Genomic DNA, 20,274 nt, shown 5'->3' with positions numbered 1-20,274 from the left:
AGAGAAGATTACTTCCCACGCCATAAGTTTTGTAAAGACCGCAAAACTTTGACAATGATTTCTTCTAACCATAGTATAATTTTATCGAGCCACTCTAGCAGTTTCTCTAAAGGGTGCTTATCATAGCCCATAAAAGTTGCGGGAACTTCTATCCAGTCTGGCGCAAATTCCAGGTTATGGTACTTATTCTCAGTTGTAGCTGGGGAATTAACCCCTGGAGAGGTTTTTACAGACCTTTGCAACCAAGCAGATTTGGTCTGGATCTGACTATCAGACCCACTTAGGGATATGACTGTCGGATCATGACTAAACAAATCATGGAAATCTAACCAGGAATCTCCGACTAAATCTTCTGAATCAGGGTATTTTGCCAGGATTTTTTCCGGTGATTTTTCCAGTTTTTTATGTTTATTTCCCCCAAAAAAGTAATTAATTGCAGCTGCAATTAAATCCCTAATATTCAGTTGATTAGTTTCTAAACTATCAGCATTGACTGCTATATCCTCTGGTTTGCCATAAATCAATATTTTTAGCTCAGTTTGAGCAATTGCAATCATCTCTTGGCTGCGCTTTTGTATAGGTAACAAAGCCTTGGTTTCCCATTTAGCCACAGATGTATCCAACCAGGAAATTAATTTATTAGTTGGAAATGAATTATTTGGTCTACTTTCCGGCAAAGCTGGTATATTTACTTTACTTATGCCGGTAATTGTTGCTAAAATATATTTTTTAATCTTGCTAATTAATTGACTGTGTGGTTGGTTTTCAGGTAACTGCCAAGGTGGTTGAGAATTTTCTAATTCAAAGATTATCCTGGCGGCTAATTTTGCTTGTTGGTTGGGTGTGAGAATATCTAAAATTTTATTCTCAGTAGTAACAAGTACCAAATTACGACTTACCAAGTGTGTCGCAATTCCCTGAATCACCTGATAGGGTGGGGTGGTTATCCTCCTACTACCATTCCCTAGCCATATGTTACGTTCATTTATAGGTAACGCCACCCTATCGCCATCAGAAAATTTTCTGGGTGGGGTAGGGAGATAACGCCCAAGTTTTGACCGCAAAAACCGGAAAAATCTCACAGGTGCTGATTCAGAGTCAGAAGGTAAACTTCTGACTGCTGCTAAGACTCGTTCAATGGGTGCGTCAGATTTAGGCTCTTGCGGTTGTAACTTCAGTCTGGGTGGTGATTTAGCCTCTAAAGTTTTATTTGCTAATTCTGTGGGATGAAATAATTGGTAGAGGGGGTAAAGCAATATTTCCAGACTCCACTTACTTGCAACTTGCAAATGTCGGAAGGTGTGATCCCACTGTTGTGTCAACCGCCGAGTTTGCTGGTGGACAAAATTTAGTAGTCTACTTTGATAACGACCCAGAGAACCAGACATAATAATGGTGATTTGCTTTTTTTGAGTCTTGTTGAGTGGAGAGACTCCCCCCCAAGAATAATATATGCAACTAACCCTATTTTATCGAAAATATGACCCTGCCCATGTCAAAATCTCACACTGAATTTATTTTGGCAACTATTGAGCAACTGCGCTCTTATTCTCAGGTAAATGTCCAGTCTGGTTGGGTAGGTTGGGAATGTGACTGTCAGATTACTGAAATTGATATATCTCAAATCTCAGCGGGGAACCCTGTAAATCTCAATGCTAAAGCCCATATTGCTTGGACAAGGGGTAAAAAGGTGCTGTGGTTGGTACAAAAGTTTGTAGTTCCCGCAAATTTACAGGGTTATTCTGTAGCGGGTTTGTCTTTACGCCTGGCTTTGGTGTGGTGGGCCGATGTGGCTGAGATTTATGTGAATGGGGAGTTAGTGCTACAGGGAGATTTATTTGATTGTTCCCCCAGGGTGCTGCTAAGTCAAGGGGTGAAGGCTGGGGATGAATTTGTTGTGACTATACGTTTAGTCAGTCCGGGACATGATGATGGTGCTTTGGTGCGATCGCATCTAATTTATGAGTCTAATGATCATGATCATCCAGATCCGGGTTTTATGGCTGATGAGTTGGCGGTGGTACAACTGTTTTTAGCAAAGTTTGCGCCGGAACGTTTGGTTGATTTGGCGCAGGGGTTGCGGGAGGTAACAAACCCCAGGGGGACACAGATCGCCAACAAGGAGCTACGGGAAGTTTATCAGCGGTTATCGGGGTTGATCAACAGTTTAAATCCTAAAATCTATTTATTAGGTCATGCTCATTTAGATTTAGCATGGCTTTGGCCGGTGAGTGACACTTGGAAAGCGGCGCAAAATACTTTTGAGTCGGTTTTGCGGTTACAGGCTGATTTTCCAGAGTTGATTTTTTGCCATTCTACCCCAGCCCTTTATGCTTGGGTAGAGGAACATCGCCCAGATTTGTTTAGGCAAATTCAAGCCCAGGTAGCAGCTGGACGCTGGGAGGTTGTGGGGGGTTTGTGGGTGGAACCGGAATTAAATTTGATTTCCGGTGAGTCTATTGTACGTCAGCTGTTGTATGGTCAGCGTTATATCCAAGCTAAGTTTGGTAAGTTGTCCCCGGTAGCTTGGTTACCGGATACTTTTGGTTTTTGTGCGACTTTACCCCAGTTTCTAGTTAATGCTGGTATTGAGTTTTTTGTAACTCAAAAGTTACGCTGGAATGATACTAGCCAATTTGATTATGACGCTTTTTGGTGGCGATCGCCTGATGGTAGTCAAATCTTTAGTATGATGTCCGCACTTATCGGTCAAGGTATTGACCCGGTACAAATGGCAACATACGCTGATGAATGGCAAAGCAAAACCGGTTTTAAACAGTCCCTGTGGCTTCCCGGGGTGGGTGACCATGGGGGCGGTCCTACCCGTGATATGCTAGAAACTGCCCAACGCTGGCAAAGGTCTGATGTTTTCCCAGATTTAGAGTTTACCACCTCACAAAAGTATTTACAGCAAATCCAGGAGCAAGCTAACAACCTTCTACCTACCTGGAATGACGAACTATATTTAGAATTTCATCGCGGTTGCTACACTACCCATGCAGACCAAAAACGGTACAATCGACGCTGTGAAAATTTATTATATCAAGCAGAATTATTTGCTAGTTTAGCCTCCCTGATCTGTGGGGTGACCTATCCCCTTGAAATCGAAAAGGCTTGGAAACAAGTTTTATTTAACCAGTTTCACGATATTTTACCTGGTTCCTCCATTACCCAAGTTTATCAAGATGCACTCCCAGAATGGCAGCAAGTGGAAGCAGTAGGAACAAAGATATTACAAGAATCTTTATTAGCGATCGCCTCCCAAACCATTCTACCCCCTCCCCCCCATCCAGAATCAGAACCGATATTTATCTTCAATGCTCTCAATTGGCAACGTTCTGAGGTTGTCTGTGTCACACTACCTGAATCTCACCCACAATGGCAAGTCTACAACCTTTCAGGACAGCCAATTACTTCTCAAATATCAGCAGACAGAAAACTGCTGTTTCTAGCTCCTGAAATTCCCCCGGTAGGTTACCGCATTTTTTGGCTTTCCCCCACATCCCCAACCCCCCAATCCCCCAACACCCCCGACTGGACTTTAGAAAATGAATTTCTGCGGGTGATAATTAATCCCGACACGGGAGATTTATCTAGTGTATTTGATAAAACCCATCAACGAGAAATTCTAACTGGTGCGGGTAATCAACTACAAGCCTTTAAAGATAGCGGACAATATTGGGATGCTTGGAATATTGACCCCAATTATGCCCAACATCCCCTACCACCCACACAACTAAAATCTTTAGCATGGTTAGACCAAGGCCTAGTACAAAGTCGTGTCCGGGTGGTGCGTCAATTAGGTAAATCGGAATTTTGCCAAGATTATATTTTACAAGCTGGTTCGCCATTGCTAAAAATTGCCAGCACCGTTAATTGGCAAGAAAATCAGGTAATGGTAAAAGCAGCCTTTCCTGTAAATGTAGAAGCTGATTTTGCAACTTATGAAATTCCCTGCGGTGTCATTCGTCGCCCTACTCAACCCCAAACACCCGCAGAACAGGCTAAATGGGAAGTTCCCGCCTTGCGTTGGGCTGATTTAACTGGGGAAACTCAGGTAAATGTAAATAATGTAAATATTTATGTAAATATTTATGGTGTCAGCTTGCTGAATGACTGTAAATATGGTTACGATAGTAAAAGCAATCAATTACGCCTCACCCTGCTACGCAGTCCCAACTGGCCTGACCCAAAAACAGACAGAGGACTACATGAATTTACTTACGCCCTATATCCCCACGGGGGTAGTTGGGAAACAGCCAACACAGTTCAGCGTGGGTATGAGTTGAATATTCCCTTACAAGTAGTTATCAATCCCCCCACTACTCAGGATGCTACACCCTCACCCGGTGAAAGTGTGAGTTTCCTCAATTTATCCGCAGCCAATTTAATCTTAATGGCCTTCAAGCCCTCTGAGGACAACCCCCAGCAATTCATCCTCCGGTGTTATGAATGTCAGGGAGACACAGCGCAGTTAAGTTTACAGAGTCATTTAGGGCTAAGTTTGGGAAATGCTGTAGATTTGTTAGAAGCGAAATCATCCCAGCCGCAAAACTCAATCATAGAACCTTGGAAAATTGCCAGTTTTGAGGTGAACAGTGAACAGTAAACAGCCTGCGCACTGTTCCCTCACTCTAGTCTTCGTGGTCTTCAAAGGGGTCTGCTAACTGCTTACTAGGAGGACCGAAGGAAATGTAAATGGCATAACCCGTGATGGCAACTAAGGCAGCGCCAACGGAAATACTAACAATTGTTGCGGTGTCCATAAATGAAGAATTAATTATGAGTGCTATTATGGTTAAACTTGGCCTAGATTGGCACTGTTTATTTTAACATTTGTTTCGCTGTCACTAAAATTATTTTCCCTATGGCAAGTTATGACTCAGGCGCTTCGTGGTAATAGTAGAATATTACAGAAGATGAAAAAAAGCTTTGGTAACTGAATCTTAGGTGAACTATGGCACAACGCACTAGGTTGGGAGATATACTCAAACCTTTAAATTCTGAGTACGGTAAGGTTGCCCCTGGTTGGGGTACTACGCCTTTAATGGGTGTTTTTATGCTCCTATTTTTCGTGTTTCTGCTGATTATTTTGCAAGTTTACAACAAGTCTCTGTTGATTCAGGACGTAATGGTTGATTGGCGCTCTTTGGGCGGCTAAGTCAATACAGCGCAACTGTACCCGGCTTGTCCGGGTTTTTTTTTGGTTTTATACCAAAAACGTTAGCCTTAAATAAGTCAGCATGATATACATAAGGGGAGTTTTGATTTCGATTCTCCCCGGCCTAACTTGACCGCATTGTCTATTTATAGGAGAAAGGGCGTGAATATATTTGGTATCGGTCTACCGGAAATGGGTCTGATTATGGTAGTGGCTTTGTTGATTTTTGGCCCCAAGAAGTTACCAGAAATTGGTCGTAGTCTCGGTAAAGCAGTGCGGGGTTTTCAAGAAGCTTCTAGTGAGTTTCAAAATGAGTTTAAACGGGAAGCTGAACAAATAGAACAGGCTGTGAAAACTTCCGCACAAATCGAACCCAAGCAACTCGAAGCCACTAAATCTGAACAGGATGCGGCCGGTTCCTCCCCAATCAGTTAGGGAAGGACTAGCCAAAAAATTGATTTAAGGCATAATGACAGAAAGTGTTACGAAACCATCTCTGGTGATTCCTCAACTAATTGTCGGGTTGGGAAATCCTGAGCCTAAGTACGACCAAACACGCCATAATGTTGGCTTTGCTGCTATAGATGCACTGTCTCGTGCTTGGCAAATTCCTTTAGGGGAAAATCGCAAGTTTCAGGGTGAGTATGGCGAGGGAATAGCCCCGGGTAGGGGTAAAGTCCGCTTACTCAAACCTTTAACTTATATGAATCGCTCTGGACAGTCCATTCAATCTGTGACTAGTTGGTATAAATTACCTCCTGAGTCAGTGCTGGTGATTTATGACGATATGGATTTACCTTTGGGTAAAACTCGTTTACGGTTGTCTGGTTCGGCCGGGGGACACAATGGGATGAAGAGTACAATTTCCCACCTTAACACCCAAAACTTCCCGCGTTTACGCATCGGCATTGGTAAACCCAATGATGGCAGTAATAGCGATAAGTCTGAATCAATCTCTCATGTTTTAGGCAAGTTTTCTGCAGATGAAAGTCAACTGATATCTCTTGTGCTTCAGTTTGTGGTTGAGTGTGTAGAATTTAGCCTGAAACAGGGAGTAGAAAAGGCGATGAATCGTTGTAATAGCCACAATATCCCAGTCTATCCATAAACTACGTGAAAATAATATACCCTCACCTCTGAGATGTGGTGGGGTATATCCAAAAATCTTATGTAATAATTAAGGCAATGTACTATTGCTGATGTTAGGTCAAGCCTAAATAGGTTTATTAAAACCTTCGCTTACGTCTAGCTGATACCGCCTTACGTTTGCGCTTTTCTAGAGGTGTTTCAAAGTGGCGATGAAACTTGACATCAGCTAATATACCAGCTTTAGACACCTGGCGTTTAAACCGACGCAAAGCTGAATCAATACCTTCGTTTTCTCCTAGAACGACTTGGGTCATTCTTACCGCATCCTCATAATCAATACTTTCCACTGCAATTTTAGCCTCAAACTCAGGCAAACATCCCAAGGTACAGTCGGCATTAGGGGCAATTTATTAAATTTCTATTTGAGTTCATTAATTGTAATTACACTGAATATACAGTTGTTAAATCACCAAATCTATGGTACAATTATTGCTCGTTATCATTGCCCAGAGAAAGGGCTAGTTGATACAGCTGACGGCGAGGAAGAGAGGTAATTTTTGCTAATTGCCGGCTAGCTTGCGATCGCGATATTCCCTGAGTCATGATCTGAAGTAATTCAGCTTTGAGTTGTTCCTCTGTTAATTGGGGATGGACGGGGGGATTTCCGGCCACAAGTAGGGTATATTCGCCTTGGGGTTCACGCTGGCTGTAATGGGCGATAGCTTCGGCAATGGTTCCCCGCCAAAATTCTTCGTATAATTTAGTTAACTCCCGTGCCAGCACAATCTGGCGATCGCCACCCCAGACTGTTGCCAAGTCTTGTAAACTTTCTTGCAACCGATAGGGAGATTCATAGAAAATTAGGGTGCGGGATTCTGTCTGCAGAGAGTCTAAATACTCCCGCCGTTTTGCTGCTTTAGCTGGAAGAAAGCCTTCAAACACAAATCTATCTGTAGGTAGCCCAGCTGCGCTCAGAGCGGTAATCACCGCACTGGCCCCAGGAATTGGCACGACTGTTATTCCTGCATCAATACAAGCTATCACCAGTTCATAACCAGGATCAGAAATACCAGGCATTCCCGCATCACTCACCAGAGCTATGGCCTGGCCATTTGCCATATACTCTAATAATTCCGGGATACGGCTTTGGCGATTGTGTTCATGGTAACTTATTTGAGGGGTTTTAATTTGAAAATGCTGTAATAGTTTCCCAGTATGGCGAGTGTCTTCCGCGGCGATTAAATTTACTGTTTGCAAAATGCGCACCCCCCGAAAAGTCATATCTTCCAGGTTGCCAATGGGTGTAGCAACAATGTAAAGTGTTCCTGGTTTGGGTTCAGTCTGCATGAGTAAAAAAAATTAGCGTTAGGTGACACACATGAATAATCTCAGATCCCACCGGGGTTTATTTGTGGGTTTAATGACTTTGGATTTAATTTACCTCGCTGATTCTACCCCCAGAAATAATCAGAAAATTGTCGCTACTGACTATACTTTAGCAGCTGGTGGACCGGCTACCAATGCCGCTGTCACCTTTAGTTATTTAGGTAATCAAACTCAAGTTTTGGGGGTGCTGGGTTGTCATCCCATGACCCAACTGATTCGGGGAGATTTGGCAAAGTATCAAGTGGCGATCGCTGATCTTCAGCCTAGTATGACTACAGCACCACCTGTATCTTCCATTATCATCACCCAAAGCACAGGTGAAAGAGCTGTAATTTCTCTCAATGCAGCCAAAACGCAAGCTAATAGTGGATCTATCCCGGCAAATATTTTACAAGATATTGATATTGTACTAATTGATGGGCATCAAATGGCCGTTGGTCTGAGCATAGCGGCAATGGCTAAAGCTGAAAATATCCCAGTAGTCATTGATGGTGGTAGTTGGAAACCAGGATTTGAGGAAGTTTTACCTTTTGTTGATTATGCCCTGTGTTCGGCTAATTTCTATCCCCCTGACTGCAACACCGAGGGTGAGGTGTTGACTTACCTGAGTAAATTTAATATTCCCTACATTGCTATTACTCACGGGGAGAAACCCATTACATATTTATGTTCTACTGGAATGGGTGCTGTGGATGTCCCTCAGGTTCGAGCTGTTGATACCCTGGGAGCGGGAGATATTTTTCACGGTGCTTTCTGTCATTATATTTTAGAGGGCAGTTTTATGGATGCCCTGGCAGTATCTGCGACAATTTCGGCTGATTCTTGTCGATTTTTTGGTACTCGTCGGTGGATGGATGTTTCGTAATTGTCCACAGATCAACACAGATGAACACAGATGAAGAGGGGGGAATGAAGGATTTACAAGCAATATTGGCGATCGCTCTTGAAGTTAGTTGGGGTGCTTCTGATCTACTCAGGTCTTATTATCATGGCACTGCCAAAAATCCCGATCTTGATATACAGTACAAACACAATGAGCCTGTAACTGTTGCAGATGTGGCTGTGAGTCGATATATTATCGAGGAGCTACAAGGGGCTTTAGGTAATCAAGATTTTGCCTATATCAGCGAGGAGACCTATCAATCACCACTCGGTAAGCAATCCTCTCCATGGGTTTGGATTATTGACCCGTTAGATGGTACTCGAGATTTTATTCAAAAAACTGGCGATTATGCGATTCACATCGCCTTAGTCCAGGAATCACGTCCAGTTTTAGCTGTAGTTGCTATTCCGGAAGCTGAAAAGTTATACTTTGCGACTAAGGGAGGGGGTACTTTTGTCGCCACCCGTGACCAATGTTTTCCTATACAGGTCTGTTCCGGTAAGCCTATAGAAGATTTAACTGTAGTGGTCAGTCGCTCTCACCGCAATGAACCTTTAGATTATTTATTACAAAATTTACCTTGTCAAAATCAGAAATCTGTTGGTAGTGTAGGTTGCAAAATTGCCACAATCCTGGAAAAACAGGCGGATATTTATATTTCCCTTTCCGGGAAATCTGCCCCTAAGGACTGGGATATAGCAGCCCCTGAACTAATTTTAACAGAAGCTGGTGGTAAGTTTACTCACTTCGATGGCAGTTTGTTGCAATACAACACCCAAGATATTAATCAGTGGGGTGGTTTGCTGGCGAGTAATGGCGAACATCATCAACAGCTATGTAAGACCGCAGAAAAGTTAATGAGAGAGTGTCAAAGTTAAGTTTTTACTACCCTCTGTGAGTAAAAAAGTACCATCCTTAAGCTTAAAAGCTATGAACTGAATCAACCTGAGAAGATTTAAAAATGCTGTGCTATATTCGTGGGTATAAAGATTATTTTCGGTGGAGTAACTCCTTTTGGTTTCTAAAAAGCGCCTCTCCGAATCTAACTCTCTACACTTCTCGGAATTCGGAGACATTCTATGTCAATTTACGTCGGCAATTTATCCTATCAGGTGACAGAAGATGACCTGAAGCTAGCTTTTCAGGAATATGGAAAGGTTAATCGTGTTCAGTTACCCACCGACCGGGAAACAGGTCGTCCCCGTGGTTTTGCCTTTGTAGAGATGGAATCAGACGCAGAGGAAACAGCCGCCATCGAGGCTCTTGATGGTGCTGAGTGGATGGGACGTGATTTAAAAGTGAACAAAGCTAAACCACGTGAGGAAAGAAGTTCCACACGTGGTGGTGGCGGCGGTAACTGGGGTAACAACCGTCGTGACGGTGGCGGTGGGGGTCGCGGTGGACGCTACTAATCCCTAACATTGCCTTAGTAGTTCCCAAATGACCCTTAGCCCCCCCATTATAAATTTACTTTATGTTGGGGGGGATGTAATTATGGTAATGTATATTTTTGTATCGATTTGGCAGAGTGATTGGACTGATAATCTCATTTTTGCTCAACCTGTAAGATGATTAGACCTCTTTAAGCATTGGCGGAACTAATAGCCATAAATATATATCTTTTATATTTACAGGGTGTGGTGAATATAATTACCCGGCAAGTTTTGGCTCAAGATTATCAGGAAAAATGTTGCGCGTTTATCATCTTGTTCTCGGTGCTATTTTATTAGCTTTAACCCCGGTGGGAGTAAAAACTATTCTCCCTAATTTTTCTGCTGAGGTAGTAGAAAAGCCCAATTCTGTAGTAGAGACAACTCACAGCAGTCCTTCTCAAACCACTACTGGAATTACTTCTAGTACCATGGAAGGAAATACTTGGCAGAAAATTTTGGGTAAAACACCTACACCCAAGGGCTGGGAAGTTGTCCCTTGTCAGGTAAACCCCTCCCTGCTGTGCGTTTCTTCCCAAGGGAAACTTTTGGGTACCGTGGAAATCGGAGTTTATCCGGTGAAAGAAAATCAAAAATTTCAAAAAAATCTCACAGACGCGGGTATTCCCCTGGGTTCTCAGCTAGATTACCAAAGTCCTGATTACCAAAACAAGTTATTAATTGCACTCCAGACTTGGGTGGCTGATTTCAACGCTAGTTTTGTCAAAGACCGTCGGGATGTCCATGGAAACAAAATTATTTTCTCAGCTTACCCACCACAACCCGCATTAGTTGGTAAACTCCAGGGAATACGCTACGGGTTTGTGGGACTCAGTCCAGAGGGTGGAGTCGAAGAGTTACATATTAGTCATGTCACCTTCGACGGTACGGCTATTTACGTGATGACTACAGCTTTTGGCGCTGACTCTGTTACAGGTAAATTTGAGGAACTGGAAAATTTAGCAATTTTTCAAGCTTACTTTTCGGCCATCGCTTCCAATTTAAAATTACCGATGTGAGGGAATCCACCCGCTGGAATGGGTTAAATCTCGGCTACAGCGCGGGAAATCAATCGTCTCGCCAAGGTTTGTGTACCTGTGTGTTCATAGTAATTGGTAGCTACATCTAGAAAAGCCGCCAGATAATCTAACTTATCATCGGCCAGTTGCACAAAATTTTGCAAATTGCCAACTATTGTTTGTGGCGTTAAATTATTTTGGGTAACTAACCCCCCCATCCAACCTTTAACGGAGTCAAAGCTTTCGCCAATGAAGTTCAACTTACTCCCAACATTGTTACCGGGAATCGCATCTTGAATACCTTGGAAAGTCGAGTTTTGCGCTAATTCCTGGGGATTCATGCTAGATAGTGCAGATAATGCTTTGTAAATAAAGTCTGGACCTAGGGGTAATAATCCATCGACACAAACTAAAGCTACCATGCGAATCAGGGACTCACCAGCATACTCACCCAAAGAAGCGACAAAATCGCCGATACTGTCCCCCGGAATCCCATTAATTTGGCAGAATGCTACTAACTCTACTACTAATTTTAGGCACAAATCAATAGTTTGGGCTTTGTCGGCTTTGGGGGTGATATTGTTTAAAAAACCCAACAGAGGTATTTTTTCACCGACCTTGTTAGCTAATGCTGCTGTACCTAGGGCTGTATCTGTCCTGTCCACAGTTTGATAAAGCCACATAGCCCGTTGGTATCCTTGGGATCTGTCATTGTACAGGTATATCGCCCTTTCTCCAATTTGTTGAATTAAATCTTCATCAGTTTCCCCAGTTACAGTTTTAATGGTGTTGACAAAGCCTACGGTATTTTGCCACTCACCAGGAGCGATAAAATCTAGGGAATTTAACATGGAAACTGTTAACCCCCTAGTTGGAAGTTCATCAACTAACTCAAAAATTGGTTTGTTCACAAAAATCTCCTAGTTCAATTTAGCTAGACCATCAAGATTAAATTTCTCTATCCAATCTGCGCGATCGCTGGCGGTAAATGATGGATCGCGGGATAATACTTTTACTTGGTAACGATTATTTATCAATATTGCTGTTTGAGTCTGGCCAATTTCCCGCGCGGGATAACCAGCAATTGTCATAGTGCTATTAGAGTAGCTGGCCGCTGTTGCTGGTGTGCTGCTGGTGTCAGAAATAGCTAACATAGCTACATCTTGACCATCTTTCTTTAATTTAGCTTCAGCAAAACCTTTTTTCTCCTGGGTAAATACTCTTTGGTAACCATCACTAGCTACGGGAAAGAATTTATTAAATTCTCCCCCTTGAGTAGCAGTTTCTACAACTGCTTGACCTCGTTTTTGCTGAGTACTTTCCTGCTGTACCTGGTCAAAACGTCCCGGTTCTGCGGGGGTACAGGCGGTAGCTAGTATTAATACTGATATTACCAACCCAGCGAAAATTTTAGACACGCGAGGGAAATTCATTGTTTGTTCCTGATGTTTCAAATCTCAGCAATGCGGTGTGCTATGACAGCATAAAATGGATCTCCACCACCAGCACCTAACCACTGTAAAAAATTTGGCACAGTGGATTTATTCACAATTACCTCTGGAACTGTAAATCCCGGTACTGAGGTGAAGTACTGCTTCACTAATTCCACCCTAGCGGGTTCGGAAGCATCTCGCCAAGCTTGAATCGCTTTTTGAAAAAACATCCGGTTAGAAAAGCTGATAATTGCTACACCACTAGGTTTAAGGATACGATAAATTTCTGAAAATATGGCTTCTGGATATTGTATATATTGCACAGAAACACAATTGAGAACCGCATCAAAACTCTGGTCTGGTAGGGGTAGTTGGGGATGCTGATTCAAATTTTGGACAAAGTAATGATTTAAACGACGATTACGTGCTAATTCCTCGGCGTTGAGTCCATGTCCCTCAATATGGCTAAATTCCATCTCTGGTGGTAGGTGGGATACCCAACTGCTCATCATGTCCAATATACGCGTGTCAGGGCGCAGGCGATCGCGATATAAATCCGTTAGCTGTTGAATAAATCCCTCATCTACATGGGTGACGAAGCGGGGATAGTCGTAAAATACCTGGTCGTCTGTGTTGTCTAATTTTTGCCTTTCTTCGGGTTTGAGGAGCATAATGACCCTATTTTTTACCTTTCTTAGTGGTAAATACCGTAGTAAACATCATTAACATACCACCCAACAGAATAGCGATCGCAACCCCTCCGGTGATTAAATCCAGTAAATTGCTGTTCTCCATGACTTAAAAATCTACCCCCCGCTTTAGTTCTACACCTTGATTCGCATAATGTTTGTGACAGTATACCTCAGAGTGAACGCTAGCTAAATCAAAGTAGGCGGGTTGTTGTTGACAGCGTCCAGTAATAATAACCTCGGTATCCCGGGGTTTGCGAAGTAAGGCTTGAACTATGGGTTCAACCGGAAGTAATTCTAGGTCTACTGTGGGGTTAAGTTCATCAAGAATGATGGTTTTGTAGAGTCCCGAAGCGATGGCGGTTTTAGCAATTTCCCATCCTCTTTCTGCTTCTACATAGTCCAATTCCTGGCGAGAATTGCGCCACACGATTGCATCTCGACCGCAGCGTTGATGATCTACTACTTCTGGATATGATTGCTGTAAAGCGGCGATGGCTGAGTCTTCCGTATAGCCACTTCCTCCTTTGAGCCATTGCATAATTAATACACGTGTAGAGCCGGGGTGATTAATTCCCCTACCAATTGCCTGTAAGGCTTTACCTAATGCGCTCGTAGATTTACCCTTGCCAGCCCCGGTATAAATTTCAATACCATCTAGAAAAAGTTCTTTAGCTATGGGGTGGTCTTGGGGTTTCATTTCCGAGTGTAAATCGGCAATATCAAGTAAAGCTTGGGGTGCAGCGCGTCCAGTAGCGATGATTTCTAATTCTTGGGGTTTAGATTTCAATGTCCGTACTACCTCATCCACCCCTAGTAAACCCAAATCTAAAACCGGGTTAATTTCATCCAATACTACAACGGAATATAAACCAGAGGCAATGGCTCCTTTGGCTACATCCCAACCCCGCGCCGCTTCTTCTCGGTCGAAAGAGATGATTTCCTCTGGTCCAAAAAATTCCGCTCTCCCGGTGCGAACCTGATCAATTAAATGGGGAAAACCCCTCTGTAAAGCTGCGATCGCTCCGTCCTCGTCATAATCCCGTTCTGGCCCTTTTAAAAACCGCAACAGTAAAACGCGGCTGGAATCCCCCGGTGTATTGATTCCCAAGCCAATTGAGCGCAAAACTACCCCTAAAGCTGCTTGGGACTTACCTTTACCCGCACCGTCGTAGATGTGAATTTGACCTGTGAGCCGTTCAGGACGCACTTGCGCTGTGCGAATACCGATGCCGTTCCTTGTCATTTCTTGAAAAGCTGTAACGTGGGAATATCCAAAATTTTACCATAACCCTGCTATACTCTATATTATAGTATAATTTCATACTAAAAACTCTGGTATGCCTGGGAATTCTTGCTGCATAGATATTCCTAAAAATTTATCCACTCTCAAATTGCATAGGACTTACCTACTCCAGAATAAATCAGGTTATACTGGCAGACCAGGATAACTACCGGATCATTGCCCTAATTACACCTATCCAAATCGATAATTTATGCTTGGACTTGAAAATCTCACAACTCCTAAAATCCTACCCCTCGGTGCAGTTTTGTTTGGATTTTTATTTTTACTAACCGCCATTCCTATAGAAGCATACGTTTTAAACCAAAGGCTAAAATTCGACAAAAAAACTAGTACTTTTTACGCCATATCTATAAATCTCCTTTCCAGTACTATTGGTTGGGTGATATTTTTTTTACTAGAACCAGTATTACCCCTCAATTTAAAGTCAGAATTAATAAGTTACATATTTTTTAATACTTTTAGATCAGAAGCTAGTCAGGGCGTTCTTATTTTCACGGCTTTTACAATCTTCTTCTTTACCTTTTTCATGAAGTTCTTTCTTTTGAGGTTTCTCATACTCTCATTAAAAGAAGACTTGATAAATATCTATACAAAAACACCAGATAATAGTCGCTTAAAATGGCGGGTGACCAGCATTGCTAGATTACAAAATACAAATTTAGTTACCAGTATATTAATCGCGAACTCACTGAGTTACAGTGTGATTACCATAATTATATTTTTGAGCAGGAAGTAGACTTAAAACAGTTGTATAATTTTGAACAGATAAGAGGAGTGAAGGATGCAAACCTTATTTAAAGATGTTTTACTACTTTTTCAATTTATTGTCGGGATTTTTGAGGGAACTAGAAAGTTATTTGTGCCAAAGAAAGCTTATTCCTGGCAGACATTAATTTACTTGAGTTTTTATTCTTGGGGACTTTCACTGCTAGCTGTAGGTTATGTGCAAATTATAATTGCATTTTTAGGGTGGTTGTTTTTAATTGCTGGTACTGCCTGGTATACAACTGATGATCCTTTAAGAGTTCCTGGTACTTTTATGCCAGTGGGAGCAGTAATAACCGGGTTTTTAGTTAGTACTTTCGCCTTTGGTCATCCAGAGGATGTAATTACACCCAGAACTGTTGTTCTCTGGCCAACAATATCGGGAATAATTACAGCAATTCCAGAGTTTATTGAAGGTACCGAAACCAAGACTACAGCAAAAATTCCTAAACCAGAAGTTCGGGAAAAAATCATAGTTCTGGTGGCTAGTTGTATGTTAATTAGTTGCTGGATTCAGTTTTACTTTGTCATGGATAATTGGTTAACAAAATATCCCACCTTACTCACAGATAATTTTGAGCGTAGTAGCTTTGTGGTGAGAATTGCACAAGCAGAAACAACAGAAAAAAACCGGATCCCAGAAAATGGTGTAAATATACTCGATGGTATACAAATAAAAGTAGAACAACAATTAAATAAAACACCTTGGTCACAAGTGGAAAGATGGTTACTAGATGCAACAAATGAAGTAAGCAACTTAGGTAATCAAGTCATCAATGAGAAACTAGGACAATATGAGGAAAGTAAATTATGGAGTACGGATGCGCGGGTAGCTAATATTCCATCTGGATATGGATTAGATTTACTCAGTATCTGGCTAGGACCTAGTTCAGACCCCAAGGGGTATTTTTTACAAAAATCTTGTCGGATTGAACCAATAGCAGTATCTACCAGAACTCCCGTGAGTCTCGGACAGGTAGAGGTAAAAAATACAGTTGCAGAAATTGAATGCGATCGCCTGAGTAAATTTATTGCGGATGAAGTACCAGCCAAGCGTTGAGGGGATGAGGTTTTGGCTGTGGTTTAATCATCCCCCCAAGTTCGTAACTGCAAATAAACAAACACCAAAGTAAAAGCTAACAATACTGTAGCTGCGGCGGCGGCGTAGCCAAAATCAAATTGAGCGAAAGCTTCTTGGTAAATGTAGTAAACCAGCAAGTTAGTAGTATTGAGGGGACCACCGCCGGTAATTACATAAACCTGCTCAAAACTTCGCAATGTAAAAATTGCTGTAGTAACTATGGCAAATATTATAGTAGGTTGTAGTCCCGGTAGGGTAACGTGCCCGAACTGTTGCCAAGCATTAGCCCCATCTAGTTCTGCTGCTTCATAGCGACTGCGGGGGATTGCTTGCAACCCGGCTAAAAATACCACCATATTAAAACCGAGTTGTTTCCAGATACTCAAAATAATTAATACTGGCATAGCCCAAACTGTGCTACTTAACCAGGGAATGGGTACAATGCCCAGTAAGTCTAAAAATCCGTTGACGGGGCCAGTTGTTTGAAATAACCAGCGAAAACCTAAACCGGCGGCGACAAGAGAGATAATGGAAGGCAGAAAATAGGCACTCCTGAGCAGTCCCCGCAGCGCCAGGGATTTGTCTAATAGTACTGCTAGCCCCAAAGGAATAACTAAACTGGGAATGACCGTGGCAACGGTAAAATAAATTGTGTTACCTAAGACTTGCCAAAAATCTTGGGTCAGTAGCAAGCGCCAATAATTCCTTAAACCTACCCAAGTAGTACCTGCGGAGGTGAAACTACCAGCAGTAAAACTGAGGTAGAACAAATAAGCGATGGGCCAAATGATGAAGATGATCAGTAAAATCAGGGCGGGAGACAAAAAAATCCAAGCCGCAAAGGTATCATTATCTAACCAGGACTTAGTATATGTTTTTGGCATTTATCATTTTTCCTCTTTGCTGTTATGACTCTTTGCCCTGATTCTACCCTTAGCCTGGTTGCTCCCAGTATTAGTAAACGCCTTTTATCACTCAGTCAGCCCTTAAAATTAGGGATTATGGCTTCTGGTAGTGGCAGTAATTTTGAAGCGATTGCCCAAGCGATCGCAGATGAGCAATTAAACGCTCAAATTGAGGTTTTAATTTATAATAACCCCTTAGCCAAAGCTGCCATACGGGCGGCTAATCGGGGGGTGGACGCTGTATTATTAAATCACCGTGACTACGGCAGCCGCGAAGCATTTGATGGTGCAATTGTCAAGACTTTGCAGCAGTATGATATCGATTGGGTGATTATGGCTGGCTGGATGCGTTTGGTGACACCAGTGTTAATTGATGCTTTTACAGACAAAATTATTAATATTCACCCCAGTTTACTGCCTAGTTTTAAAGGCATTAATGCCGTAGAACAGGCTTTAGCATCTGGAGTAAAAATTACTGGCTGTACTGTACATTTAGTTTGTTTGGAAGTAGACAGTGGTCCGATATTAATCCAAGCGGCGGTGCCAGTATTACCTGAGGATACAGTCGAAACACTCCACGCTAGGATTCAAATTCAGGAACATATTATTTTACCACAGGCGATCGCACTAGCGGCGCAAAGGTAGTTAACTGGTACAAGTGCGACACCTCATATCTTAACTTAGGTCGAATTGAACCACAGATGAACAAAGATAAATCTCATTTGAGTAGATTATGTTTGATCCATTTTGGTTTGGCGGAATTTCCAGAAAAAGCCGGAAATCCAATTTGTGATCATGTGGGCAATAATTGGCACTAACAAGTTACCGGTGAGCAAGGCGCTAAACCCCAGCATTAAGCCAATGATAGTTGCCCAAATTACATAGGGCCATTGTTGGGGTCCACTTAGATGTAAAATACCAAAGGCTAGACTAGATACAATTACGGCTACATTATCTAGGCCTAGGGCTGGTAGCATCACTCCCCGAAATAAAAGTTCTTCACTTAAGGCCGGGAGTAAGCCTAGCCAGATTAGGTCGGGTAAAGCTAAGGGCTTGATGACTATGTTGAGGTAATAGTCTGCGCTTTGACGGTAGGGAGGATAAAGGCGATAAGCTAAACCACTTAAGGCGGCGATGATTAAACCTAGCCCTAAGCCTAAGAGTAAATCTTTTGCTGACCAGTACCATCTTAATAAGTAAACATCGCCATAGCTTAACCACACTCTGGCGACTATCCACAACACAATTGCAGTCACCCCCATAGCTACTAATACTTGGGTGCGTGTCAAGTAGGGAATTTCTGGTTCTTGATTTTGTTGTTCAACCACGATTTGTAATTACTGGCTTCAATGAGGATATTTTAGGACTGAGGGCGGCAGGATTGATGCCGGCTTTATGGGCTACTATTACACCTACGGCCTCTAAATATGAGTTTACCTGCATGGCTGTGATTCCTAAAGCCAGGGCAGGAACCTGGATCAGGGTTTGATTTTCTGCTACGGTAATAATTTGGCATGGCTTTTGATTTAAGCTGATTAAGGCACTACTACCACAAGCATTTGCAGGTACGATGGCTGCATCTACTTCATCTGCCCAAATATCATCTGGTAAAGATGTAGTTGGCTGTTTTTCTGTAATAAATTGGGGGGCGCGACTTAAACCCACAAGTACACATGGTAAAAAAGTATAACCTAATTCTTCGGCGGCAGAACGAGGTGATAAATAGGGGTCTGGGGGTGCGGTTGCTAAGGCTGGAGCGTGGGCGCAGGGTATTTGGAAGGTGCGCACGATTAAATGGCTGATTACTGCTTCCGCACCCGCTAAGGGGTCTACTCCTTGGCCATGACGGTAGTTTTGTACTGCTTCCTCATCCATGTCATCGGGGAAACGGGCGACAACGGCGATCGCTTCTGCGCCGGCTTTGTTAATTAATATTTCTGCCCCTCTAAGGAGACTGTCAGGGTTGCCAATGGTTCCCCAACTAACTCCGGACTTAGATAACCGTAATTCTACGTTTATTGGCGCATCTGTAATTACATAGTCTGTAAGAGTTAAACCCAGGGTAGCTCTGGCAGCATCTGCCGCTTGTAGGTGTCTGAGCCGTAACTCTGGTTCTATACCTTGGTCTAAAAGTAAACCTATCTTATTATTACGCACGGGACGTAAACCCCAGCATCCAGAGGCAAATTTGTCAAGTCCGTAACCTTCCACATACAGGGTGTTGGGGAGGTTCCAATACAAACTTGCACCATTGAGGACATTGGGGTGAGTGATGAGGCGATCGCAAACCTGTGATATAACTCTAGCTACAGGTAAACCATCACCAGCGTAACCGCCAATGGCAGCCCCCACCCCAGTAGGTATAATTAAAATGGCTGTATAGGGGCGTTGATTCACTCGACTGATGCACAGTCCAAAGTCACAACAGCTTCAACAACAGCTTTTTGCTGTGCTTGATCCACAGAAGTAATCGCCCAACGCAGGGGTTCACCTTGTTTTTGCAATTCCGCTGTAATTGCTGTTTCCAACTCAGTAGGAGTTGCTTGTAAATCAACTTCAGCAGTAATAAAATGGGTTGTCATGGCGGTAAATCTTTGATATTTCCAGTTTCTACAATAACTGATATCAGTTACCAGTTATCAAATAAGTTCATAGTACTGATAACTGATAACATAACTTATCTATTGGTCTTTACCAAATTGCAGCTGATAAACTATTTCTTCCTTTTCGGTTTCCACTTTCAAGTCAGAACGGGGATAAGCAACACATAGCAAGGCGTAACCTTGTTTTTGTAGTTCTGGACTCACGCCCATCCCATCAGTTTGATCTACAGTTCCCTCGGTAATTTGACCAGCACAAGTGGTACAAACTCCTGCATGACAAGAACTCGGTAAATCTAGACCAGCGGCATCGGCTACTGATAAGATTGTTTCATTTTCAGGAACTTGTAAAGTATGAGTTTTGCCTTGGTGATGAATTTCAACGTTGTAAGTTTTCGACATATACAAAAGCAGGTGATGCCACGCACAAATTAATTATATTATCTGACTTAGTTAAAAATCTTGCAGATATTCTCATAAATATTTAGATGAATTTGGCCAAAAGATAGCAATTGACCTCTCCTGGG

24 protein-coding genes are annotated in these 20,274 nt (G+C 42.6%); 11 read left to right on the top strand and 13 right to left on the bottom strand.

Features of this window, described 5'->3' with window-relative positions; all coding sequences use genetic code 11:
• Nucleotides 1-8: 8 nt before the first annotated feature.
• Nucleotides 9-1,388 carry a hypothetical protein gene (locus NWP22_RS06385; RefSeq protein WP_271732650.1) on the bottom strand — a complete coding sequence of 460 codons (1,380 nt, stop codon included), beginning with the start codon at nt 1,386-1,388 and terminating at the stop codon, nt 9-11.
• 92 nt (nt 1,389-1,480) lie between these two features.
• Between NWP22_RS06385 and NWP22_RS06380 the strand changes: the two genes are divergently transcribed.
• Nucleotides 1,481-4,609: an alpha-mannosidase gene (locus NWP22_RS06380; RefSeq protein ID WP_271732652.1), complete on the top strand. Its 3,129-nt coding sequence runs from the start codon at nt 1,481-1,483 to the stop codon at nt 4,607-4,609.
• Between the two features lie 25 nt (nt 4,610-4,634).
• Here NWP22_RS06380 and psbN read toward each other — a convergent pair whose 3' ends face one another.
• Nucleotides 4,635-4,766, bottom strand: coding sequence for a photosystem II reaction center protein PsbN (psbN, locus tag NWP22_RS06375; protein WP_200988972.1), 132 nt, complete (start codon nt 4,764-4,766; stop codon nt 4,635-4,637).
• Between the two features lie 191 nt (nt 4,767-4,957).
• On the opposite strand from psbN, the gene psbH reads away from it, so the two are divergent.
• From psbH to pth, 3 genes are all read left to right on the top strand, one after another.
• Nucleotides 4,958-5,161 carry a photosystem II reaction center phosphoprotein PsbH gene (psbH, locus tag NWP22_RS06370; protein ID WP_200988973.1) on the top strand — a complete coding sequence of 68 codons (204 nt, stop codon included), beginning with the start codon at nt 4,958-4,960 and terminating at the stop codon, nt 5,159-5,161.
• Between the two features lie 162 nt (nt 5,162-5,323).
• Nucleotides 5,324-5,596, top strand: a complete 273-nt coding sequence (locus NWP22_RS06365; RefSeq protein ID WP_271732655.1) for a TatA/E family twin arginine-targeting protein translocase — start codon at nt 5,324-5,326, stop codon at nt 5,594-5,596.
• Between the two features lie 34 nt (nt 5,597-5,630).
• A complete protein-coding gene (gene pth, locus NWP22_RS06360; protein ID WP_271732657.1) occupies nt 5,631-6,269 on the top strand; it encodes an aminoacyl-tRNA hydrolase in 639 nt (212 codons plus the stop codon).
• A 118-nt stretch (nt 6,270-6,387) separates the two neighbouring features.
• On the opposite strand, the gene rpsU is transcribed toward pth, so the two are convergent.
• Together rpsU and rsmI are read right to left on the bottom strand one after the other, a co-directional pair.
• Nucleotides 6,388-6,564, bottom strand: a complete 177-nt coding sequence (rpsU, locus tag NWP22_RS06355; RefSeq protein ID WP_200990068.1) for a 30S ribosomal protein S21 — start codon at nt 6,562-6,564, stop codon at nt 6,388-6,390.
• Nucleotides 6,565-6,736: 172 nt separating this feature from the next.
• On the bottom strand, nt 6,737-7,597 hold the full coding sequence (rsmI, locus tag NWP22_RS06350; protein ID WP_280801635.1) for a 16S rRNA (cytidine(1402)-2'-O)-methyltransferase: 861 nt from the start codon (nt 7,595-7,597) through the stop codon (nt 6,737-6,739).
• Nucleotides 7,598-7,628: 31 nt separating this feature from the next.
• Between rsmI and NWP22_RS06345 the strand changes: the two genes are divergently transcribed.
• The 4 genes from NWP22_RS06345 to NWP22_RS06330 all read left to right on the top strand — a co-directional run bounded on the left by NWP22_RS06345 (nt 7,629) and on the right by NWP22_RS06330 (nt 10,968).
• Nucleotides 7,629-8,501 (top strand): sugar kinase, encoded by an 873-nt coding sequence (locus NWP22_RS06345; protein WP_280793150.1) that lies wholly within the window; start codon nt 7,629-7,631, stop codon nt 8,499-8,501.
• A gap of 44 nt (nt 8,502-8,545) precedes the next feature.
• Complete coding sequence (locus NWP22_RS06340; protein WP_280793187.1) at nt 8,546-9,397, top strand: 3'(2'),5'-bisphosphate nucleotidase CysQ family protein; 852 nt, start codon at nt 8,546-8,548, stop codon at nt 9,395-9,397.
• 201 nt (nt 9,398-9,598) lie between these two features.
• Nucleotides 9,599-9,931, top strand: a complete 333-nt coding sequence (locus NWP22_RS06335) for an RNA recognition motif domain-containing protein (protein WP_280801634.1) — start codon at nt 9,599-9,601, stop codon at nt 9,929-9,931.
• Between the two features lie 275 nt (nt 9,932-10,206).
• Nucleotides 10,207-10,968, top strand: a complete 762-nt coding sequence (locus NWP22_RS06330; protein WP_271732663.1) for a hypothetical protein — start codon at nt 10,207-10,209, stop codon at nt 10,966-10,968.
• 23 nt (nt 10,969-10,991) lie between these two features.
• On the opposite strand, the gene NWP22_RS06325 is transcribed toward NWP22_RS06330, so the two are convergent.
• The 4 genes from NWP22_RS06325 to NWP22_RS06310 all read right to left on the bottom strand — a co-directional run bounded on the left by NWP22_RS06325 (nt 10,992) and on the right by NWP22_RS06310 (nt 14,336).
• Nucleotides 10,992-11,879 carry a hypothetical protein gene (locus tag NWP22_RS06325; protein WP_271732665.1) on the bottom strand — a complete coding sequence of 296 codons (888 nt, stop codon included), beginning with the start codon at nt 11,877-11,879 and terminating at the stop codon, nt 10,992-10,994.
• A 9-nt stretch (nt 11,880-11,888) separates the two neighbouring features.
• Entirely contained in the window at nt 11,889-12,401 is a 513-nt protein-coding gene (locus NWP22_RS06320; RefSeq protein ID WP_271732667.1) for a hypothetical protein, read from the bottom strand.
• 17 nt (nt 12,402-12,418) lie between these two features.
• The gene (locus tag NWP22_RS06315) at nt 12,419-13,072 is read right to left on the bottom strand and encodes a class I SAM-dependent methyltransferase (protein ID WP_280801633.1); all 654 of its coding nucleotides are present in this window, start codon (nt 13,070-13,072) and stop codon (nt 12,419-12,421) included.
• 127 nt (nt 13,073-13,199) lie between these two features.
• Nucleotides 13,200-14,336, bottom strand: a complete 1,137-nt coding sequence (locus NWP22_RS06310; protein WP_271732669.1) for a cob(I)yrinic acid a,c-diamide adenosyltransferase — start codon at nt 14,334-14,336, stop codon at nt 13,200-13,202.
• 250 nt (nt 14,337-14,586) lie between these two features.
• On the opposite strand from NWP22_RS06310, the gene fraC reads away from it, so the two are divergent.
• Nucleotides 14,587-15,132 (top strand): filament integrity protein FraC, encoded by a 546-nt coding sequence (fraC, locus tag NWP22_RS06305; RefSeq protein ID WP_271732670.1) that lies wholly within the window; start codon nt 14,587-14,589, stop codon nt 15,130-15,132.
• Nucleotides 15,133-15,177: 45 nt separating this feature from the next.
• On the top strand, nt 15,178-16,221 hold the full coding sequence (fraD, locus tag NWP22_RS06300; RefSeq protein ID WP_271732671.1) for a septal junction protein FraD: 1,044 nt from the start codon (nt 15,178-15,180) through the stop codon (nt 16,219-16,221).
• A gap of 23 nt (nt 16,222-16,244) precedes the next feature.
• Here the strand turns inward: fraD and NWP22_RS06295 are convergent, their stop codons facing one another.
• On the bottom strand, nt 16,245-17,126 hold the full coding sequence (locus NWP22_RS06295) for a carbohydrate ABC transporter permease (RefSeq protein ID WP_271732672.1): 882 nt from the start codon (nt 17,124-17,126) through the stop codon (nt 16,245-16,247).
• Nucleotides 17,127-17,150: 24 nt separating this feature from the next.
• On the opposite strand from NWP22_RS06295, the gene purN reads away from it, so the two are divergent.
• Nucleotides 17,151-17,792, top strand: a complete 642-nt coding sequence (purN, locus tag NWP22_RS06290) for a phosphoribosylglycinamide formyltransferase (protein WP_271732673.1) — start codon at nt 17,151-17,153, stop codon at nt 17,790-17,792.
• An 86-nt stretch (nt 17,793-17,878) separates the two neighbouring features.
• On the opposite strand, the gene NWP22_RS06285 is transcribed toward purN, so the two are convergent.
• From NWP22_RS06285 to NWP22_RS06270, 4 genes are all read right to left on the bottom strand, one after another.
• Nucleotides 17,879-18,475 (bottom strand): CPBP family intramembrane glutamic endopeptidase, encoded by a 597-nt coding sequence (locus NWP22_RS06285; RefSeq protein WP_271732674.1) that lies wholly within the window; start codon nt 18,473-18,475, stop codon nt 17,879-17,881.
• The gene (locus NWP22_RS06280; RefSeq protein WP_271732675.1) at nt 18,468-19,544 is read right to left on the bottom strand and encodes a DUF3326 domain-containing protein; all 1,077 of its coding nucleotides are present in this window, start codon (nt 19,542-19,544) and stop codon (nt 18,468-18,470) included. Before NWP22_RS06280 ends, NWP22_RS06285 begins: the two co-directional genes overlap by 8 nt.
• Entirely contained in the window at nt 19,541-19,729 is a 189-nt protein-coding gene (locus tag NWP22_RS06275; RefSeq protein ID WP_271732676.1) for a hypothetical protein, read from the bottom strand. The genes NWP22_RS06280 and NWP22_RS06275 overlap by 4 nt, the downstream gene beginning before the upstream one ends.
• A 99-nt stretch (nt 19,730-19,828) precedes the next feature.
• Nucleotides 19,829-20,149, bottom strand: a complete 321-nt coding sequence (locus NWP22_RS06270) for a 2Fe-2S iron-sulfur cluster-binding protein (RefSeq protein ID WP_271732677.1) — start codon at nt 20,147-20,149, stop codon at nt 19,829-19,831.
• Nucleotides 20,150-20,274: the final 125 nt, after the last annotated feature.

The sequence above is a fragment of the Anabaenopsis tanganyikae CS-531 genome (genome assembly GCF_029891675.1).
Classification (GTDB): domain Bacteria; phylum Cyanobacteriota; class Cyanobacteriia; order Cyanobacteriales; family Nostocaceae; genus Anabaenopsis; species Anabaenopsis arnoldii.
This window is presented reverse-complemented; position numbering and strand designations above follow the sequence as displayed.

Excerpts from the sequence above, each read along its gene's own strand:
- NWP22_RS06275 (WP_271732676.1), bottom strand. The coding sequence starts at position 19,729 with ATGACAACCCATTTTATTACTGCTGAAGTTGATTTACAAGCAACTCCT.
- NWP22_RS06385 (WP_271732650.1), bottom strand. The coding sequence starts at position 1,388 with ATGTCTGGTTCTCTGGGTCGTTATCAAAGTAGACTACTAAATTTTGTC.
- NWP22_RS06320 (WP_271732667.1), bottom strand. The coding sequence starts at position 12,401 with ATGAATTTCCCTCGCGTGTCTAAAATTTTCGCTGGGTTGGTAATATCA.
- fraD (WP_271732671.1), top strand. The coding sequence starts at position 15,178 with ATGCAAACCTTATTTAAAGATGTTTTACTACTTTTTCAATTTATTGTC.
- purN (WP_271732673.1), top strand. The coding sequence starts at position 17,151 with ATGACTCTTTGCCCTGATTCTACCCTTAGCCTGGTTGCTCCCAGTATT.
- rpsU (WP_200990068.1), bottom strand. The coding sequence starts at position 6,564 with ATGACCCAAGTCGTTCTAGGAGAAAACGAAGGTATTGATTCAGCTTTG.
- psbH (WP_200988973.1), top strand. The coding sequence starts at position 4,958 with ATGGCACAACGCACTAGGTTGGGAGATATACTCAAACCTTTAAATTCT.
- pth (WP_271732657.1), top strand. The coding sequence starts at position 5,631 with ATGACAGAAAGTGTTACGAAACCATCTCTGGTGATTCCTCAACTAATT.
- rsmI (WP_280801635.1), bottom strand. The coding sequence starts at position 7,597 with ATGCAGACTGAACCCAAACCAGGAACACTTTACATTGTTGCTACACCC.
- NWP22_RS06380 (WP_271732652.1), top strand. The coding sequence starts at position 1,481 with ATGACCCTGCCCATGTCAAAATCTCACACTGAATTTATTTTGGCAACT.
- NWP22_RS06340 (WP_280793187.1), top strand. The coding sequence starts at position 8,546 with ATGAAGGATTTACAAGCAATATTGGCGATCGCTCTTGAAGTTAGTTGG.
- fraC (WP_271732670.1), top strand. The coding sequence starts at position 14,587 with ATGCTTGGACTTGAAAATCTCACAACTCCTAAAATCCTACCCCTCGGT.
- NWP22_RS06330 (WP_271732663.1), top strand. The coding sequence starts at position 10,207 with ATGTTGCGCGTTTATCATCTTGTTCTCGGTGCTATTTTATTAGCTTTA.
- NWP22_RS06270 (WP_271732677.1), bottom strand. The coding sequence starts at position 20,149 with ATGTCGAAAACTTACAACGTTGAAATTCATCACCAAGGCAAAACTCAT.
- NWP22_RS06345 (WP_280793150.1), top strand. The coding sequence starts at position 7,629 with ATGAATAATCTCAGATCCCACCGGGGTTTATTTGTGGGTTTAATGACT.
- NWP22_RS06335 (WP_280801634.1), top strand. The coding sequence starts at position 9,599 with ATGTCAATTTACGTCGGCAATTTATCCTATCAGGTGACAGAAGATGAC.
- NWP22_RS06310 (WP_271732669.1), bottom strand. The coding sequence starts at position 14,336 with ATGACAAGGAACGGCATCGGTATTCGCACAGCGCAAGTGCGTCCTGAA.
- NWP22_RS06315 (WP_280801633.1), bottom strand. The coding sequence starts at position 13,072 with ATGCTCCTCAAACCCGAAGAAAGGCAAAAATTAGACAACACAGACGAC.
- psbN (WP_200988972.1), bottom strand. The coding sequence starts at position 4,766 with ATGGACACCGCAACAATTGTTAGTATTTCCGTTGGCGCTGCCTTAGTT.
- NWP22_RS06295 (WP_271732672.1), bottom strand. The coding sequence starts at position 17,126 with ATGCCAAAAACATATACTAAGTCCTGGTTAGATAATGATACCTTTGCG.